Origin of the sequence: Streptomyces sp. NPDC093225 (assembly GCF_044753805.1) — a bacterium.
GTDB lineage: Bacteria > Actinomycetota > Actinomycetes > Streptomycetales > Streptomycetaceae > Streptomyces.
In genome coordinates this window covers 1-16,546 of sequence record NZ_JBIVNX010000028.1, presented here as the reverse complement: position 1 = coordinate 16,546, position 16,546 = coordinate 1, and the positions used below count along the sequence as shown (strand labels likewise).

The 16,546-nt window shown below is 74.5% G+C and carries 12 protein-coding genes; 6 read left to right on the top strand and 6 right to left on the bottom strand.

Features of this window, described 5'->3' with window-relative positions; translation table 11 throughout:
- The first annotated feature begins 129 nt into the window (after positions 1-129).
- On the top strand, positions 130-1,857 hold the full coding sequence (locus tag ACIQCH_RS23940) for a hypothetical protein (RefSeq protein ID WP_402583952.1): 1,728 nt from the start codon (positions 130-132) through the stop codon (positions 1,855-1,857).
- 59 nt (positions 1,858-1,916) lie between these two features.
- On the opposite strand, the gene ACIQCH_RS23935 is transcribed toward ACIQCH_RS23940, so the two are convergent.
- A complete protein-coding gene (locus ACIQCH_RS23935) occupies positions 1,917-2,141 on the bottom strand; it encodes a hypothetical protein (RefSeq protein ID WP_402583950.1) in 225 nt (74 codons plus the stop codon).
- On the bottom strand, positions 2,131-3,516 hold the full coding sequence (locus ACIQCH_RS23930) for a PspC domain-containing protein (RefSeq protein WP_402583948.1): 1,386 nt from the start codon (positions 3,514-3,516) through the stop codon (positions 2,131-2,133). The genes ACIQCH_RS23935 and ACIQCH_RS23930 overlap by 11 nt, the downstream gene beginning before the upstream one ends.
- Positions 3,517-3,659: 143 nt before the next feature.
- Between ACIQCH_RS23930 and ACIQCH_RS23925 the strand changes: the two genes are divergently transcribed.
- Both ACIQCH_RS23925 and ACIQCH_RS23920 read left to right on the top strand, forming a co-directional pair.
- Entirely contained in the window at positions 3,660-4,949 is a 1,290-nt protein-coding gene (locus tag ACIQCH_RS23925; RefSeq protein ID WP_402583946.1) for a PspC domain-containing protein, read from the top strand.
- Positions 4,950-4,963: 14 nt separating this feature from the next.
- The gene (locus tag ACIQCH_RS23920) at positions 4,964-5,701 is read left to right on the top strand and encodes a LuxR C-terminal-related transcriptional regulator (protein ID WP_402584080.1); all 738 of its coding nucleotides are present in this window, start codon (positions 4,964-4,966) and stop codon (positions 5,699-5,701) included.
- A gap of 55 nt (positions 5,702-5,756) precedes the next feature.
- On the opposite strand, the gene ACIQCH_RS23915 is transcribed toward ACIQCH_RS23920, so the two are convergent.
- Positions 5,757-6,851, bottom strand: coding sequence for an NlpC/P60 family protein (locus ACIQCH_RS23915; protein WP_402583944.1), 1,095 nt, complete (start codon positions 6,849-6,851; stop codon positions 5,757-5,759).
- Positions 6,852-7,058: 207 nt separating this feature from the next.
- Between ACIQCH_RS23915 and ACIQCH_RS23910 the strand changes: the two genes are divergently transcribed.
- Together ACIQCH_RS23910 and pcrA are read left to right on the top strand one after the other, a co-directional pair.
- A complete protein-coding gene (locus ACIQCH_RS23910) occupies positions 7,059-7,412 on the top strand; it encodes a hypothetical protein (protein ID WP_402583943.1) in 354 nt (117 codons plus the stop codon).
- Positions 7,413-7,602: 190 nt separating this feature from the next.
- Complete coding sequence (gene pcrA, locus ACIQCH_RS23905) at positions 7,603-10,137, top strand: DNA helicase PcrA (protein WP_402583941.1); 2,535 nt, start codon at positions 7,603-7,605, stop codon at positions 10,135-10,137.
- Between the two features lie 90 nt (positions 10,138-10,227).
- Here pcrA and ACIQCH_RS23900 read toward each other — a convergent pair whose 3' ends face one another.
- Entirely contained in the window at positions 10,228-12,003 is a 1,776-nt protein-coding gene (locus ACIQCH_RS23900; RefSeq protein ID WP_402583939.1) for a peptidoglycan DD-metalloendopeptidase family protein, read from the bottom strand.
- A gap of 422 nt (positions 12,004-12,425) precedes the next feature.
- Positions 12,426-13,322: an esterase/lipase family protein gene (locus ACIQCH_RS23895; protein WP_402583937.1), complete on the bottom strand. Its 897-nt coding sequence runs from the start codon at positions 13,320-13,322 to the stop codon at positions 12,426-12,428.
- 248 nt (positions 13,323-13,570) lie between these two features.
- Between ACIQCH_RS23895 and ACIQCH_RS23890 the strand changes: the two genes are divergently transcribed.
- Positions 13,571-13,984 carry a cobalamin B12-binding domain-containing protein gene (locus ACIQCH_RS23890; RefSeq protein ID WP_402583935.1) on the top strand — a complete coding sequence of 138 codons (414 nt, stop codon included), beginning with the start codon at positions 13,571-13,573 and terminating at the stop codon, positions 13,982-13,984.
- A 326-nt stretch (positions 13,985-14,310) separates the two neighbouring features.
- On the opposite strand, the gene ACIQCH_RS23885 is transcribed toward ACIQCH_RS23890, so the two are convergent.
- Positions 14,311-16,023, bottom strand: a complete 1,713-nt coding sequence (locus ACIQCH_RS23885; protein WP_402583933.1) for a DUF5691 domain-containing protein — start codon at positions 16,021-16,023, stop codon at positions 14,311-14,313.
- Positions 16,024-16,546: the final 523 nt, after the last annotated feature.

The following is a 16,546-nucleotide window of genomic DNA, read 5'->3' as shown; positions in this document are numbered from 1 at the left end:
TCGGTGGCCGACCCTGGCCGAAACCGGGGTTCTCCGGAACGCCCGGACGGGACAATGCAGTTGGATTCCGGACGCGGACGGGGTTGTCCCGGACGGGCCGGACGGCGTTCGAAGGGGAGGGCTGCACGGGTGACGGGCAAGGCAGCGACAGGGGGCCGGCCGTGGGGGCCGATCCACGCGGCGAACCCCCAGGCGCGGCGGCTGGCGGAGTACCTGCGGCGCCGGGTGGACGAGTCCGGGAAGACGCTGGCCGTCCTCGCGGGGGAGGTGAACCTCTCCAAGTCCCAGATCAGCGTCTACCTGGGCGGCCGGCTCCCGACGCAGCGGTTCGTGGACGAGCTGATCGTGGCCACCGTGCCGGCATCGCTCCGGGCCCGGCGCCGGGAGGAGGCGGGCGGCCTGTTGCACGAGGCCCTGCACCCGCCGCGCGGTCGCGTCGGACCGACCGCACCCGGTGCCACCCATCCCGCGCCCGGGCACGCCGCCGGACCGGCGGCCGCGGCGGAGCTCGCGGCGCTCCAGGCGCGGCAGATCGAGACCTACGACCGGCTGACCCGTTCCCTGGAGCAGCAGGTCGAGCTCCGGCAGGCGGCGGACAACTCCGCGAAGCTCGTCATGGTCCTTCTGGGGATGATCCACCGGCTCCAGGAACGGGTCGGCACCCTGGGCCGGGAGCGCGACCGCCTGGGGTCCGCAGGTGCCCGGGAGCTGGAGTCCGCGGAACGGAAGCTGGCGCGCGCGCAGGCGCAGGAGGAGAAGGCGCGGGAGGAACTGCGGCGCGCGGAGGACAAGCGCCGGGAGGCGGAGGAGCTGGCCGCCCGGCTCCAGGAGCGGATCGAGGCGCTGACCGACGAGCTGGACCGGCTGCGCGGCGACGGCCCGTCACCGCACGACGCCCTGCCCGGCCTCGCCGGCCCGGCGCCCGCCGACGCCCCGGCGGCCTCCGACGATCCCGAGGGCGACGACATCGACGCGGCCCTCGCCCGCGCCGCCGCCGTCAACGACTCCGACGCCGACACCCTGACCCGGATCACCACGGAACTCTCCGACCCGGTCGACGCCCCGACGCCTCACTCCGCCCGGGCGGCCGATCCACGGTCCTCCCCCGACCCGGCCCGGGCGTCCGTCGCCGTCCCGGACAACTTCCCGACCTCGACGGACGTGCCGGACCACCGCACGCTGGAGGAGGTGAGGGACGCTGCGCGGGCCGCCGGCAAGACGAGCCACGCCGCTGCGGTGGTCGCCTACGACACCCTCGTGCGACGCCTCGTGGAAGAGCGCGGCCCCGATGACCGCGCAACCCTCGTGGCGCGGGTCGATCACGCCCACCACGCGTACATGGCGGGCCGGCCGGAAACGGCCCTGAACATCTACCTCTCGCTCGTCGACGACTGCCGCCGCGTGCTGGGCACCGGTGACCGCATCACCACGGAGGCCCGCCTCGGGTTGGCGCACGTCACGGGCACGTCGGGCCAGCAGGCCCGTGCCCGGACCTTGTATCAGGAGCTGGTCCGGGACTGTCGGCGGACGCTGCGCGAGGACGACTCCTTCCTGCTGGAGGCCCGGGGCGGCCTGGCGCACGTGACGGGCATGGGGGACTCCGAGGCCGAGGCGCGCGACCTGTACGCGGTCCTGGCCGAGGACGCCGCACGGATGCTGGGACCGCACGACCGCAACACGCGCGCCGCCCGGCGGGGCCACGCCCACTGGACCGGAGCGGCCGGAGACCCGCAGCGGGCCCACCAGCTCTACGACGCCCTCGCCACCGAACTGGAAGCCGTGCTCGGGGCGGACCACCCGGAGGTCCGGGGCCTGTGGACGAGCGCCGGGAGCTGGGGGTCCCGCCCGGCGCGGTGAAGGGGGGGCCGGGCGGCCGTCGCGCCGGTCCGGCGACGCCCACCCCGCCCGGCCCGCCGTCAGCCCCGGTCGCGGCCGCCGGCCGGGTCGGCGCGGTCGCCGCGGCGGACGATGTAGGCGACCGTGCCGGCCAGTGCGGCCAGGGCGAGGCCGCCGGCCAGGAGGGGGAGGAGGACCCACACGGACACGGCGAGGCGGTCGCGGGCGTCGAGGGCGAAGAGCACCCCGGCCACCAGCAGCACCACGCCGGCGATCAGCCGGCCCGGCTGGAACTCATGACGCACGGGTCACCTCCACCTGTCCCACTCCCGCCTTCAGCCGCAGTTCCAGGGTGCCGCCGGGCGCGGCCCCCGGGGCCGGCCGCAGGGTCACCCGCTTGTCGTTGTCCGTCCGCACCCAGATGTCGTCCGGCTTGTCGCCGGGCAGCTGGATGTCGCCGACGCCCAGGTCGATGCGGGTCTCGGCGGTGACCCCGGGCGGGAGGACCACCTTGAGCCGGCCCGCGTCGATCTCCGCGTCGACGGGCAGGGTCCTGCCCTTCGGCACGTCGACCCGGCTCAGGTCGAGCGTCGCCTCGCCGGTGGAGGCCTCGTACCGGGGCTGGACCTCGGAGAGGCCGGCCGGGCGCCACTCGGTGCGCACCCAGTCCGTGCCGATGTCGCGCGGCACGACGGCCGCCCCCGCCAGCAGGCCCGCGGTGACCACGGCCAGCAGCACCGAGCCGAAGCCCGTCCGGCCCCGGAAGGCGCTGACCGCGATGCCGGCCCCGAACACCGCCAGCGCGCAGGCCAGGCCGGTCTGCAGCGCCGTGCCCAGCGGATTGCCCCGCCAGCTCAGGCCGGTGCCCAGGGCGGCCGCCACGAGGGCCAGCAGGAACACCCGGCCGCCGATCCCGCGCGGGCGGGCCGCCGGGGCCGGCTTCTTCGTGTCCTCGGCCGGCCAGGTGCCGTGCACCGGGCCCGGGACGCCGACGGTGCCGGCCGGGCCGGCCGCGCCGTCCGCACCGGCCGTGTCCTCCGCCGGGCCCCACAGGTACGGCGCGCCCACCGGACCCGTCGTCCCGTCCTTGACCAGCGGGTCGCGCCACCAGGAGCTGACCCCGGGCACCGGCGGGGCCTGGGTCTCCGGCGGGGCCTCCGCGCGTACGTGCGCCCCCAGGGCCGCCTCCACGCGGGTCTCCGGAGGCTCCGCGCGCCGCCGCTGCGACCAGTACGCGGCCGCGCCGAGGCCGAACACGACCAGGACCGAGAAGGCCGCCATCACCCCGTTGTCGATCATCACGAGGAACAGGGCGCAGCCCGCGAGGGCCGCCAGCACCGCGGCCAGCGTCGAGCCCTCTATGCGGCCCGTCAGCAGCTTGCGGGCCTCGTTCTCCTCCTCGCCCTCCATGGGCAGCAGCAGCCAGGCGAAGCCGTAGAAGATCAGCCCCACGCCGCCGGTGAACGCGAGCACGCCGAGCACGATCCGGAACACCACGGGGTCGATGTCGAAGTGGCGGCCCAGGCCGCCGCACACGCCCGCCAGCACGTGCTGGCGCCGGCTGCGGCGCAGCGGCGGACGCTCGGCGGAGGTGCCCGGGTCCGCGGTCGGGTCCGCGGTCGGGCCGGTCCTCAGGCCCGCGGTCGGATCCGCGGTCGGGGAGTCGGAAGGCTCGGTCATGGCATCCATGGTGACGGTCCCGCCGGCCCCGGAACATCGGGCCCGACCCTGGCACAACCCTGAGATCCATCCGGCGATCCCCCCGAAGAACTGGGGGTATGCCCTGATGCCGGGCCCGCGGCGGGCATGTGACCATCGTTGGCATGCCAGTAGCAGCGCCGCGCCCCGTGCCTCACGTGCCCGAGCCCGACGAGCAACCGCTGCGCAAGCTGTACCGGAGCGCCGAGGGGCGGATGCTGGGCGGCGTCGCGCGGGGACTCGCCGGGCACCTCGGGCTGCCGGTGATCTGGGTGCGGGTGGCGTTCCTCGCGCTGTGCATGTTCGGCGACGGCCTGGGCGTGCTGCTGTACGCCGCGTTCTGGGTGTTCGTACCGCTGGGCGTGGGCGGGACGGCCGCGGACCGGTCGCTCTTCGAGACGCTGCCCGACGGCAGCCGCAGGCTCCGCAAGCCCGAGCGCGGCCAGGTCCTGGCGCTGATCGCGCTGTGCGTCGGCGCCGGCATCTTCATCTCGAAGGTGCGGCTCGGCGACGCCTCCGGGCGGTACGTGTGGCCCGCGCTGCTGGTGGCCGCGGGCGTGGTGCTGGTCTGGCGCCAGGCGGACAACGCCCGCAGGGCGCACTGGACCGACGTCTCGCGCCGGCACAGCCGGCTGCTGCCCGTCGCCCGGGCGCTGGCCGGCGTGGCCATGGTCGGCGTGGGCCTGACCGTCTTCATCGTCGTCCGCGGCTCGGCGGCCCAGCTGGGCAACGTGATGACCGCCGCGCTCGCCGTCCTGGTCGGCATCGCGCTGCTGGCCGGCCCGTGGCTGATCCGGATGACCCAGGACCTGTCCGAGGAGCGGCTCATGCGCATCCGCGCGCAGGAGCGCGCCGAGGTCGCCGCCCACGTCCACGACTCCGTGCTCCACACGCTCACCCTGATCCAGCGCAACGCGGAGGACGTGGGCGAGGTGCGCCGGCTGGCCCGCGCCCAGGAACGGGAGCTGCGCAACTGGCTGTACAAGCCGGAGGGGCGCGGCAAGGACGAGGCCGACGAGCCCGACACCCTCGCCGAGTCCGTGAAGAAGGCCGCCGCGGAGGTCGAGGACCTGCACGGGGTGCCGATCGAGGTCGTGGTCGTCGGCGACTGCCCGCTGGACGACCGGCTGGGCGCCCAGGTACAGGCGGCGCGCGAGGCGATGGTCAACGCGGCGAAGTACGGTGGCGAGGGCGGGCCGGTGCAGGTCTACGCCGAGGTGGAGACGGGCAGCGTGTTCGTGTCCGTGCGGGACCGGGGGCCGGGCTTCGACCTGGACGCGGTACCCGACGACCGGATGGGCGTAAGAGAATCGATCATCGGCCGCATGCAGCGCAACGGCGGGACCGCGCGGCTGCGGTCCGCGCCCGACGGGGGCACGGAAGTCGAGCTGGAGATGGAGAGGGCGCCGCAATGACCGGGGAGCAGGGCATGACCGGGGACCAGGGGACGACCGCGGGGCAGGGCACGGGCACGGGCGGAGAGGGTGCGCCGGGTACGGCCGCCGGCCGCCGGGTCCGGGTGGTGCTGGTCGACGACCACCGGATGTTCCGGGCCGGGGTCCAGGCCGAGATCGGCGAGACCGCGCGCACGGGCGTGGAGGTCGTCGGGGAGGCGGCGGACGTCGACCAGGCCGTCACCGTCATCACCGCCACCCGACCCGAGGTGGTGCTGCTGGACGTGCACCTGCCCGGCGGCGGCGGCGTCGAGGTGCTGCGCCGGTGCGCCCCGCTGATGGCCTCCGCCGACCAGCCGGTGCGCTTCCTCGCGCTGTCGGTCTCCGACGCGGCCGAGGACGTCATCGGCGTCATCCGCGGCGGAGCCCGCGGGTACGTCACGAAGACGATCACCGGCACCGACCTGGTCGCCTCGATCTACCGGGTGCAGGAGGGGGACGCGGTGTTCTCGCCGCGGCTGGCGGGCTTCGTGCTCGACGCCTTCGCCTCCACCGACGCGCCGCCGGTGGACGAGGACCTGGACCGGCTCACGCAGCGCGAGCGCGAGGTGCTGCGGCTGATCGCGCGCGGGTACGCGTACAAGGAGATCGCCAAGCAGCTCTTCATCTCGGTGAAGACGGTGGAGTCGCACGTCTCGGCGGTGCTCCGCAAGCTCCAGCTCTCCAACCGGCACGAGCTGACCCGCTGGGCGACCGCCCGCCGCCTCGTCTGACCGCCCGCCGCCCCGTCCGCCCGCCGCCCTCGTCCGACCGCCCGCCTCCCGGCCGTCAGGACGGCCGGGCGGCGCCCGCGAAGGGCATCTGGTCGATGGGGGCGATCCGCACCGGGGCCCCCGGGTGCGGGGCGTGGATCATCCGGCCGCCGCCGATGTACAGCCCGACGTGGCTGATGCCGGAGTAGAAGAACACCAGGTCTCCGGGCGCCAGTTGGGAGCGGGATACCCGCTGGCCGGCGTTGATCTGCGTGTACGTGGTGCGCGGCAGGGAGACCCCCGCGGAGCGCCAGGCGGCCTGGGTCAGCCCCGAGCAGTCGAAGGAACCCGGCCCGGTCGCGCCCCACACGTACGGCTTGCCGAGCGCCCCGTAGGCGAAGGCCACCGCCTCGGCGGCCCGCGGGTTGGGGGCCTGGACGCGGCCGCTCGGGGGCGCCGTGCGCTCCGCACCGCCCCCGCCGCGGCTCGCGCGGTCACCGCCGCTGCCGCTGCCGCCGCCGTCGGTCCCGTGGCCGTCGGCGGCCTCGATCCGGGCCCGTTCCTCGGCGGTGAGCCTGGCCAGCAGCCGCCGCGCCTCGCCGAGCTTGCCCTCGACGACGGCCTTGTCGCGGGCCAGCCGGGTCTGGTCGGCGCGCAGGCCGTCGAGGACCTCGTCCGCCTTCGCGCGCAGCGCCCGCACCTCGTCGAGCTGCCGCTGCACGGAGGCGATCGCGACCGCTCCGCGGTCGCCGGCCCGCTCCAGGAACGCGGCCCGCTCCAGGTACTCCTCCGGGTCGTCCGACAGCGCCAGCTGCACGGCCGGCCCGAGGCTCCCGCTGCGGTACTGCGAGGCGGCCAGGGAGCCCAGGGCGTTGCGCGCGGTGTTGAGCCGCGCCGTCCTGCGGGCGGCCTCGTCGCGCAGCGCGTTCAGGGTGCGCTGGGCCCGGCCCGTCTTCTCCTTCGCCCCGTTGTACCGCTCGGTGGCCTCCTCGGCCTCCACGTAGAGCCGGTCCACCTTGGCCTTGACCTGGGTCGGGGTCAGGCGGGGCTCGGCCTGCGAGGTGCCGTCGAACGCGGTGGCGGTGGCAGCGCCCGCCAGGGCGAGCGTGGCGGCGGTCCGTACGGTGCCGCCGGCGAGCGGGCGCTGCCTGGGCTTTCGATGACTGGCCACGAGGGCACTCACGTCCTTCCGTCGGCGCGGCCCCCGGTGCCAGGGGCACGGCTTCTTGGGGGAGGACGCTAAACCTCCAGGTAACGGCCGGATGACGGGATGAGCGGAAGTGTTCTGGTCCGTGATGCAGGCGACCGGAAGTGGCGGAAAGAGAGAGAAGAGACCCCTGCGCGGGCCCGGTTTCGGCCGGATCGTAGGCTCGCGGCCATGGACGTACTCATCCACCTCCTCGTCGGGCTCCACATCATCGGAATCGCCTCGCTGTTGGGCGGTTTCCTCACCCAGATGAAGGCCATGGGCGCCGGCACCGCCCGCGTCGTCCCGGCCATGCTGCACGGCGCGCTGACCATGCTGGTGACCGGCGTGCTGCTGGTGGGCCTCCACCAGGCGCAGGGCCACCACGTCAACAACATCAAGATCGGCGTGAAGCTCGCGGTCCTCTTCGTCGTCCTCGCCCTGGTCTACGTCAAGCGCGACGAGGAGACCCTGGACAAGGGGATCTTCGGTGCGATCGGCGGCCTGACCACGGCGAACATCTTCATAGCGGTGCTCTGGACCTGATTCCGCCACCGGCCCCGTACGGCCGCCCGCCCACCCCCGTACGGCCGCCCACCCGGCGCCGTACGGGCCCCGGCCCGTACGGCGCACGGGCCCCCGGCCCGGTGGCCGAGCGTCGTCGTCCGCGCACACCGCGTCCCCCTTCCGGAACCCGCGCCACGCTGTCGGTGCGGACCCCTAGACTCGGAAGGCGATGAGCAGCCTCTTTGACGACAGTTTCCTGGCGGACCTGAAGCCCTCCGACGAGGACGCCCCGCCCCCGGAGGACTACGGCCCGGAAGAGGGCCCCGGCCCCGAGCCCGGCGTGGACGACCTCTTCGAGGGCCGCTTCGACGTACCCATGACCCGGGACGAGTACTACCGGGACGGCTCGGCACGCCCCGTGATCGACCCCGCGACCCTGCTCGAGGGGTTGAACGAGCAGCAGCGCGCCGCGGTCGTCCACGACGGCTCCCCGCTGCTCATCGTGGCCGGCGCCGGCTCGGGCAAGACCCGGGTGCTGACCCACCGGATCGGCCACCTGCTGGCCGCCCGGCACGTCCACCCCGGCCAGATCCTGGCGATCACCTTCACCAACAAGGCCGCCGGCGAGATGAAGGAGCGCGTGGAGAGCCTGGTCGGCCCGCGCGCCAACGCGATGTGGGTCTCCACCTTCCACAGCGCCTGCGTCCGCATCCTGCGCCGCGAGTCCAAGCGCCTCGGCTTCACCTCCTCGTTCTCGATCTACGACGCCGCCGACTCCAAGCGCCTCATGGCCCTGGTCTGCCGCGACCTCGACCTGGACCCGAAGAAGTTCCCGCCGAAGTCGTTCAACGCCAAGATCTCGAACCTGAAGAACGAGCTCATCGACGACGAGGCCTTCGCGGCCCAGGCCGTGGACGGCTTCGAGAAGACCCTCGCCCAGGCGTACGCGATGTACCAGTCGAGGCTGCGCGAGGCCAACGCCCTCGACTTCGACGACATCATCATGACCACGGTCCACCTCCTCCAGGCCTTCCCGGACGTGGCCGAGCACTACCGCCGCCGCTTCCGGCACGTCCTGGTCGACGAGTACCAGGACACCAACCACGCCCAGTACACGCTCGTGCGCGAGCTCGTCGGTGCCGGCTACGAGGACCTGCCGCCCGCCGAGCTGTGCGTCGTGGGCGACGCCGACCAGTCGATCTACGCCTTCCGCGGCGCGACCATCCGCAACATCCTCCAGTTCGAGGAGGACTACCCGGACGCGACGACGATCCTGCTGGAGCAGAACTACCGCTCCACCCAGACGATCCTGTCCGCCGCCAACGCGGTCATCGAGCGCAACGAGAACCGCCGCCCCAAGAACCTGTGGACCGACGCCGGCACCGGCGCCCGGATCGCCGGCTACGTCGCCGACACCGAGCACGACGAGGCCCAATTCGTCGCCGACGAGATCGACCGGCTCACGGACGCGGGCGACGCCAAGGCCGGCGACGTCGCCGTCTTCTACCGCACCAACGCCCAGTCCCGCGTCTTCGAAGAGATCTTCATCCGGGTCGGGCTGCCGTACAAGGTCGTCGGCGGCGTCCGCTTCTACGAGCGCAAGGAGGTCCGGGACGTCCTGGCCTACCTGCGCGTCCTGGCCAACCCCGAGGACAACGTCCCGCTGCGCCGGATCCTCAACGTCCCCAAGCGCGGCATCGGCGAGCGCGCCGAGGCGATGATCGACGCCCTCGCGCACCGCGAGCGGATCACCTTCCCGCAGGCCCTGCGCCGGGTCGACGAGGCGTACGGCATGGCCGCCCGCTCCGCCAACGCCGTCAAGCGCTTCAACGCCCTGATGGAGGAGCTCCGCACGATCGTCGAGTCCGGTGCCGGCCCCGCGGTGATCCTCGAGGCGGTGCTGGAGCGCACCGGCTACCTGGCCGAGCTCCAGGCCTCCACGGACCCGCAGGACGAGACCCGGATCGAGAACCTGCAGGAACTCGCGGCCGTGGCCCTCGAGTTCGAGCAGGACCGAGGCGAGGCCGCCGCCCCGGCGGCCGCCGGGGACGCCGCGGCACCGGCGGCCGGCGGCGGCACCCTGGCCGAGTTCCTCGAGCAGGTGGCCCTGGTCGCCGACTCCGACCAGATCCCCGACGAGGACGAGGAGGGGTCCGGCGTCATCACGCTGATGACCCTGCACACCGCCAAGGGCCTGGAGTTCCCGGTGGTGTTCCTGACCGGCATGGAGGACGGGGTCTTCCCGCACATGCGCGCCCTCGGGCAGGTCAAGGAACTGGAGGAGGAGCGGCGGCTGGCGTACGTCGGCATCACGCGCGCCCGCGAGCGGCTGTACCTGACCCGCTCGTCGATGCGCAGCGCCTGGGGCACGCCCTCGTACAACCCGCCCTCGCGGTTCCTGGAGGAGATCCCGGACCAGTACCTGGAGTGGAAGCGGACCGGCGCGCAGAAGCCGGCCGGCCCGATGCGCAGCGGCCCGGGCGGCGGCAGGGCGTCGTTCGGCACCTCGCCCGAGGCCTTCCTCTCCGGCGGCGCGTCCTCCTCCCGGGCCCGGTCGGGCCCCTCGGGGTTCGCGACGCGCCGGACCACCGACAAGCCGGTGGTCGCCCTGGCGGTCGGGGACCGGGTCACGCACGACCAGTTCGGGCTCGGGTCCGTGATGGAGGTCAAGGGCGCGGGCGCCGACGCCCAGGCCACGATCGACTTCGGTGACGGCAAGCCGAAGCGGCTGCTGCTGCGGTACGCGCCGGTGCAGAAGCTCTGACGGAGCCGGACACGTGGAAGGGGCCCGGAGCGCAAGCTCCGGGCCCCTTCCCGCGTTTCGGTCGCCGTGTCGCCGTGTCTCAGGCGCGGGTCACGTCGGGTCCAGGCCGTGGGCGCGCAGCCACGGGAGCGGGTTGATGGCGCCGCCACCGCCCGGCCGTACCTCGAAGTGCAGGTGCGGGCCAGTGGAGTTGCCCGAGTTGCCGGAGTACGCGATGACCTCGCCGGCCTTGACCGTGCCGGACCGGAGCTTGGTGCTGCTCAGGTGGCAGTACCAGGTCTCGGTGCCGTCGGGGGCGGTGACTATGGCCATGTTGCCGTAGGCGCTGTTCCACTGCGTGCGGACCGTGCCGTCGGTCGCGGCCATCACGGGGGTGCCGTACGAGACCGGGAAGTCGATGCCGGTGTGCAGGGACATCCAGTTGACCCCGGACTGGCCGAACCCGGCGCTGAGCCCGTGCTGGCTGACCGGCAGCGCGAACTTGGGGCGCAGGGCCTCCTTGCGGGCCGCCTCCTCCGCACGCCGCTTGCGGTCCTGCTCCTGGCGTTCGCGCAGGTCGATACGTTCCTGTGTGCGGCTCGCGCGGTCCGCGAAGTCGCCCGCGTCGGCGCTGAGCGCCTGGAGCTGGGTGTCGAGCTTGCTGTTGGCGGCGACCGGCTTGACCGAGGCCGGGTCCGGCGCGGCCAGGGTCTGGGGCTCCTCGACGGTCTGCTGGCCCGTGAGCCCGCCGACCGAGGCGGCGGCGACCCCCGCGACGCCCATGACGCAGGCCGAGGGCACGGCGACCGTGAGCAGCGCGGAGCGCTTGGCGGGAGTGCGGCGGCGACCGCGGTTGCCGGCCCCGGCCTGGGCGCCTCCGGAGCGGCGGGCGGCGGCCCGGGAGTGCGGCGCCGGGCTCGGGCCGATCTCGAGGGCGGGGGCGTCGGCGACCTCGAAGAGCTCGTCCGCGTCGTCCGCCGGCTCGGCGATGTCGGCCTGGTCGTGGTCGTACGCCGCGTCGTACGGGGCGCCCGGGCCCGCGTCCGACTCGAGGAGGTCGAAGTCGATGCCGAGTTCGCCGACCATCGTGGCGGCGTCGTGGAAGGCGACCGCGTCGGCGGAGTGCCCGGGGGCGGGCTGCGCGGCGTCCGGGTGGCCGGGGGCGGCGGCGCCGAGGTCGACGTACGTCATCGTCGGGGTCTGCTCGAAGGCCGGCGCGGGCTGCGCGGGGTGCTGGCCGTCGTGCGGCTGGTGGGGCTGCTGCTGCGCGTACGGGTCGTACTGGTCGTACGCGTCGTACGCCGGGTAGGCCTGCTGCGGCTGGACCTGGGTGGCGTCGGGCGCGGGCGCGTAGGCGGCCTCGTGGGACGGGGCGGCGTACTGCGCGTCGTAGCCGTCGTACGCGCCGCCGGTACCGGAGTTCCAGGCGGTGGCGTCGTACGCGCCGGTCTCCGTGCTGCCCGGCATCGTCCAGTGCCCCGACTGCCCGCCGGAGAGGTCGTAGCCGTAGGCGGTGGCCTGGGGGTCCGTGTTCCAGGCGCCGGCGTCCCACTGCGCGGAGGTGTCGTGGGGGGCGGCCTGCGTCGGGATGCCGGACACGGAGGCGTCCTGCGCGTTCCAGGCGGTGGCGTCGTAGACGCCGGAGTCGTAGGACTGCTGGGGGGCGTAGGCGGCATACGGGTCGTAGTCGTAGGCCTGCTCGTACGCGGGGGCAGCGGTCTGCTGGGTGCCGTAACCGCCGTCGTAGCCGGTGGCGTAGCCGCCCTCGTACCCGTTCTCGTATCCGCTCCCGTAGGACCCGAGGCTCGGGTCGCCCGCGAAAGTGGTGGTGGAGAGGCCGTCGTACCCGGCGTGCGGGTAGTGGCCCGACGAGGGTCGGTCGGTCACCAACTTCTCTTTCGCCTCGGCAGTGGGGCCTGGGTGGCCGGGGAGGAAGAGGTCCCCGGAGGAGGAGCAGTGGCGTGACTGTACCCGGCGGTTACTCGCAACGACAATCTTCGGGGGGTTCTGGATCCTCAGGAACCGGGCATTCGACCGCCTTTCGGCCGACTCCCGGCCGAGGCTTGGTCGTTCGTTCGAGATCTGTTCGAAGCGAACGGGTGGGACGCGTAGCGGACCAGCGAGCAGGAAAAGGGCAAATCCGACCGCCCGGACGGATCTGAGTCAGCGTCAGCTGCCCCCGGGTTACGGGGTCGGAGCGGGGCGGGGGCTCGGGCGTGTCCGGCGGCCGGCGGGTGGCCGCCGAGGCGGCCGACCGGCCTCGGGGCCGACCGGCCTCGGGGTCGACCGGCGTCGGGGTCGCCCGGCCGTCAGGCGACCGACATGCTGTCCGACGCGGCGGCGTCCAGGTCACCCGGGCCGTCGAGGGCCTGGCGGATCCGGGAGGTCACCGCCGGGTGGGCGGCGAGCGCGAGGTGCCCTATGCCGCTGACCCGGACGTTCTCCGTGCGGAGGTCGGGGTGGTCGAGTCGCGCCGTCTCCAGCGGGACCATGAGCTGGTCCAGATCGCTCCAGAACGACACGAAGCGGGTCGAGCAGCCGGGCGCGGGCGCGGCCAGCTCCACCAGCACGGGCGAGTCGGGGCGCATCTGGCGCACCACGGGGTGGGCGTCCATGAGCGGGGCCACGCGCGTGCCGCCGTGCGGCGTGCCGAGCGTGACCACCGTGCGCACCCGCTCGGCGCCGCCGAGGCGCTGGACGTAGTACCGCGCGACGAGCCCGCCGAGGCTGTGGCCGACGAGGTCGACGCGGTCGTGGCCGGTACGGGCGCAGACCTGCTCGACGTGCTCGCCGAGCAGCCGGGCGGCGACGCGGAGGTCCGTGGTGAAGGGCGAGTAGTTGAGCGCCTCGACGTGCCGTCCGCCGTGTGCGGTGAGGGCGCGGCGCAGGAGCAGGAAGACCGAGCGGTTGTCGGTGAAGCCGTGCAGCAGGATCACGGGCGGCCGCTCGGCGACGGGGCGCAGCGGGACGTCCGTACGCCCCCGCTCGTCCGTACGGGTGTCCTTGCGCTCACCGGAGCCCTCCCGGTACCCGGACCGGGCCGTGGACGAACCCTCGTGCCCGTTCTCGCGTCCGTCGCGCCCCCCGGCCGGTCGGCGCTCGGCGAATACGCCGGTGGGGTACAGGAGGAGGTGGCCGGCGAGGATGACCAGCTCCAGCGCGGCGGCGCGCAGGGCGGTCGCCGGAAGCGATAGTGAAAGGCCCATTTCCCGACCTCCCGAAGTGATCTCCGGAGTTCGACACCTCCGGTATGCCACACCACCGTGCCGTGCGGCTGACGGCACGGTGGCGCGGCGACCTCGTCGCGGCTCCCCGGGCGATCGTGTCCCACCGTGTGATTTCCCCCTCGGGGGATGCCGCGAAACGGCGGCGTGCGGGATGCTGTCCTTAACGATCGTTCACTCGATGATCGATCACGAGTAGCTTCGACAGCGCAGTCGGCATGGAGGCAGTGATGGGTGTGACCGGTCCGATCCGTGTGGTGGTGGCCAAGCCGGGTCTCGACGGCCACGACCGCGGCGCCAAGGTGATCGCCCGGGCCCTGCGTGACGCGGGCATGGAGGTCATCTACACGGGCCTCCACCAGACCCCCGAGCAGATCGTGGACACCGCGATCCAGGAGGACGCCGACGCGATCGGCCTCTCGGTCCTCTCCGGCGCGCACAACACGCTGTTCGCCAAGGTCATCGACCTGCTGCGGGATCGCGAGGCGGAGGACATCATGGTCTTCGGCGGCGGAATCATCCCGGAGGAGGACATCCCCCCGCTCAAGGCCAAGGGCGTCGCCGAGATCTTCACCCCGGGCGCCACCACGACCGCCATCGTGGAGTGGGTCCGCACCCACGTCCGCCAGTCGGCACAGGCCTGACCCCACAGCACGGTCCGGGTGGGGCGCGACCCCGCCACGCGGCGCGGCGGGGCGTGCCCCGCCGCACCATGCGCCGGAGGCCTGTCTCCACCGCGCGATGCGCCGGAGGCAGGCCCGCGCCGCACCATCCGCCCGAGGTGTACCTCCGCCGCACCGTCCGGTGACGGCGTGGCCCCGCTAGGCCATTCGGTGGAATCACACCCCCGCTTCGCTCTGCGTCGGGGGCATGACCTCCCTCGCCCCGACGGCCCGCCCGGAGCCGCCCCACCGGGCCCCCGGACGGCCGGCCGGGCCCCGACGGGCCGGCCCGGGACGGGCCGGCCAGATCACGGAACCAGTTCCGCGAGCATCTCCGCACGGATTCGGAGCGTGGCCGCGAGTCGCTGGAAAGCCTCGTCCCAGTACGCCTCGGCCCCACCCGCGGTCCGGAGCACGCGCGTGGCATCCACCCCCGCCACCGGGGCCGAAGCCCCCGCGGCCCCACCCGCGCTCGGTGCACCGCCGGAGCCGCCAGGCGTACCCACAGCCGTATCCGAAGGCGTATCCGCAGGCGCATCCGGAGGCGGAGCCGACGGGAGGGCCAGGGACTCGAGGCGGGCAGCCTCGCCGGGGTCGAGGCACCGCTCCGCCAACCCCATCACCCCGCTGAAACTCCACGGGTAGCTACCCACATCCCGCGCGAGGTCGAGCGCGTCGACCACGGCCCGCCCCAACGGCGCCGCCCACGGCACACCGCACACCCCCAGCAACTGGAACGCCTCCGACAGCCCGTGCGCCCGCACGAACGCGGCCACCCACTCCGCCCGCTCCGCCCCCGGCAGCGTCTCCAGCAGCTTGGCCCGCTCCGCGAGCGAGGCCGTGCCCGGCCCGGCGGCCGGCGACGCGACGGGGGAGCCGAGCAGCGCCCGCGACCACTCGGGGTCGCGCTGCCGCACGGCGGCCCGGCACCACGCGGCGTGCACGTCCTCCGCCCACCCGTCGGCCATCGGCAGGGCCACGATCTCCTCCGGGCCGCGCCCCCCGAACCGTTCCGGCCAGCACCCCAACGGAGCCGCCTCCACCAGCTGGCTCAGCCACCACGACCGCTCACCCCGTCCCGCCGGCGGCCTCTCCACGACCCCGTCCCGACGCATGCCCTCGTCGCACTCCAGGGGCGCCCGCACCCCCTCGGGCCCCACGCACGCCAGGGCCCGCTCCGCCATGCGCCCGGCCAGCGCCGACGCGGGCAGGCACGACAGCAACTCCGCTGCCGTCGCCCGTACGTTGCGGCTGCGATCCACCAACGCCGCTTCCAGGAAGGGCTCGTCCCCGTCCGACAGCCCCGCGCGCAGCGAGTCGAGGAACATCAGCCGGTCCTCCGCCCGCTCCCGCGACCACGTCGTGAGCAGCAACTCCCGTGCACCGGCCGGGTCCCGCGCGCGCATCGCCGACAGGAGAGCCACGCGTTCGGCGAAGAGGCCCTCCTCCCACAGCCCCGCCACCGCGTCGGCGTCCGTGATGTCGGGCAGCTCGGTACCGCCGGCCCCGCCGCGCAGCGCGAACCGCCAGTCCGGGTTCAGCCGCGCCAGCCACAGTCCGCGCACCCCCACGAGGGCCAGGGCGGCGGGACGCAGGTCGGTACGGGCCTTCGCCGCGTCCAGCAGCGCGGGCAGGACCGCCGCGGGCGCCCGGTAGCCGTGCCCGTTCGCGGCCGCCAGCCACTGGGGCAGGAGCTCGGCCAGATCGGGCAGGGCGCCCCGCCCGGAGGTGTAAGCGCCGGTCCGACCGGCCAGCAGCCGCCCGAGCCGCCGCCGGGCCGCCGCAGGCAGTTCGGGCCGCGGGTCGACCGCCGCCCGCTCGGGCAGCGCCCGGGCGGCCGCGGGCCGCAACCCGGCGCGGCGCCGCACCGTGTGGACCGCCGCCGCGTCCAGCAGCCCCTCCGGAGACCCACCGGCAGCTCCCGCCCGCCTCCGCTCCGTCCCGAGCAGCGCGGCCGTCACCAACCCTTCCCAGTCCACCGCCGCCCACTCGCCCATGCCCGCCTCCACCGTCGTCACCATGTCGACCCCCTAGCCCGTTCTCTCTCGCCTGATCGCCCGATCGCCCGATCGCTTGTCAACGAGCTCTCTCACCCGCAGTACTGCTCGTGCACCTACTCGCTCGCTGTTCCATTCGCCCGTCCGCCTGCCCGGTTGCGTGCCTGCAGCCCTGCCCCTTGTCCGCCGGCTCGTCTGCCCGTCCACGCGCCCGCCCCCTCTGCCTGCCCGGGCCCAACCCACTCACCCAACCCACCCACCCACCCCACCCACCCCACCCACCCACCCACCCACCCCACCCACCCACCCCACCCACCCACCCACGAGCCCACCCGCCCGCCACCCGTGATCCGCACCCAGCCCCGCCCCGCCCCCAGAAGGTCCGGCCCGCGGCCCCGCCGCCCCGCCCCTCAACCCCGTGTGGTGTGTGGGGGAGGCGCTTGACGGGGCATGGCAGGCTGGTCCGGAGGCAGGCCCGGGCCAGGGGTGGCCGAAGGCCAGGGCGAAGCCCCTTGCCCCTGGGGTGGGCCTGCCGCAGGGCCTGCAG

Excerpts from the sequence above, each read along its gene's own strand:
- pcrA (WP_402583941.1), top strand. The coding sequence starts at position 7,603 with ATGAGCAGCCTCTTTGACGACAGTTTCCTGGCGGACCTGAAGCCCTCC.
- ACIQCH_RS23910 (WP_402583943.1), top strand. The coding sequence starts at position 7,059 with ATGGACGTACTCATCCACCTCCTCGTCGGGCTCCACATCATCGGAATC.
- ACIQCH_RS23890 (WP_402583935.1), top strand. The coding sequence starts at position 13,571 with ATGGGTGTGACCGGTCCGATCCGTGTGGTGGTGGCCAAGCCGGGTCTC.
- ACIQCH_RS23925 (WP_402583946.1), top strand. The coding sequence starts at position 3,660 with ATGCCAGTAGCAGCGCCGCGCCCCGTGCCTCACGTGCCCGAGCCCGAC.
- ACIQCH_RS23885 (WP_402583933.1), bottom strand. The coding sequence starts at position 16,023 with ATGGTGACGACGGTGGAGGCGGGCATGGGCGAGTGGGCGGCGGTGGAC.
- ACIQCH_RS23895 (WP_402583937.1), bottom strand. The coding sequence starts at position 13,322 with ATGGGCCTTTCACTATCGCTTCCGGCGACCGCCCTGCGCGCCGCCGCG.
- ACIQCH_RS23920 (WP_402584080.1), top strand. The coding sequence starts at position 4,964 with ATGACCGGGGACCAGGGGACGACCGCGGGGCAGGGCACGGGCACGGGC.
- ACIQCH_RS23930 (WP_402583948.1), bottom strand. The coding sequence starts at position 3,516 with ATGACCGAGCCTTCCGACTCCCCGACCGCGGATCCGACCGCGGGCCTG.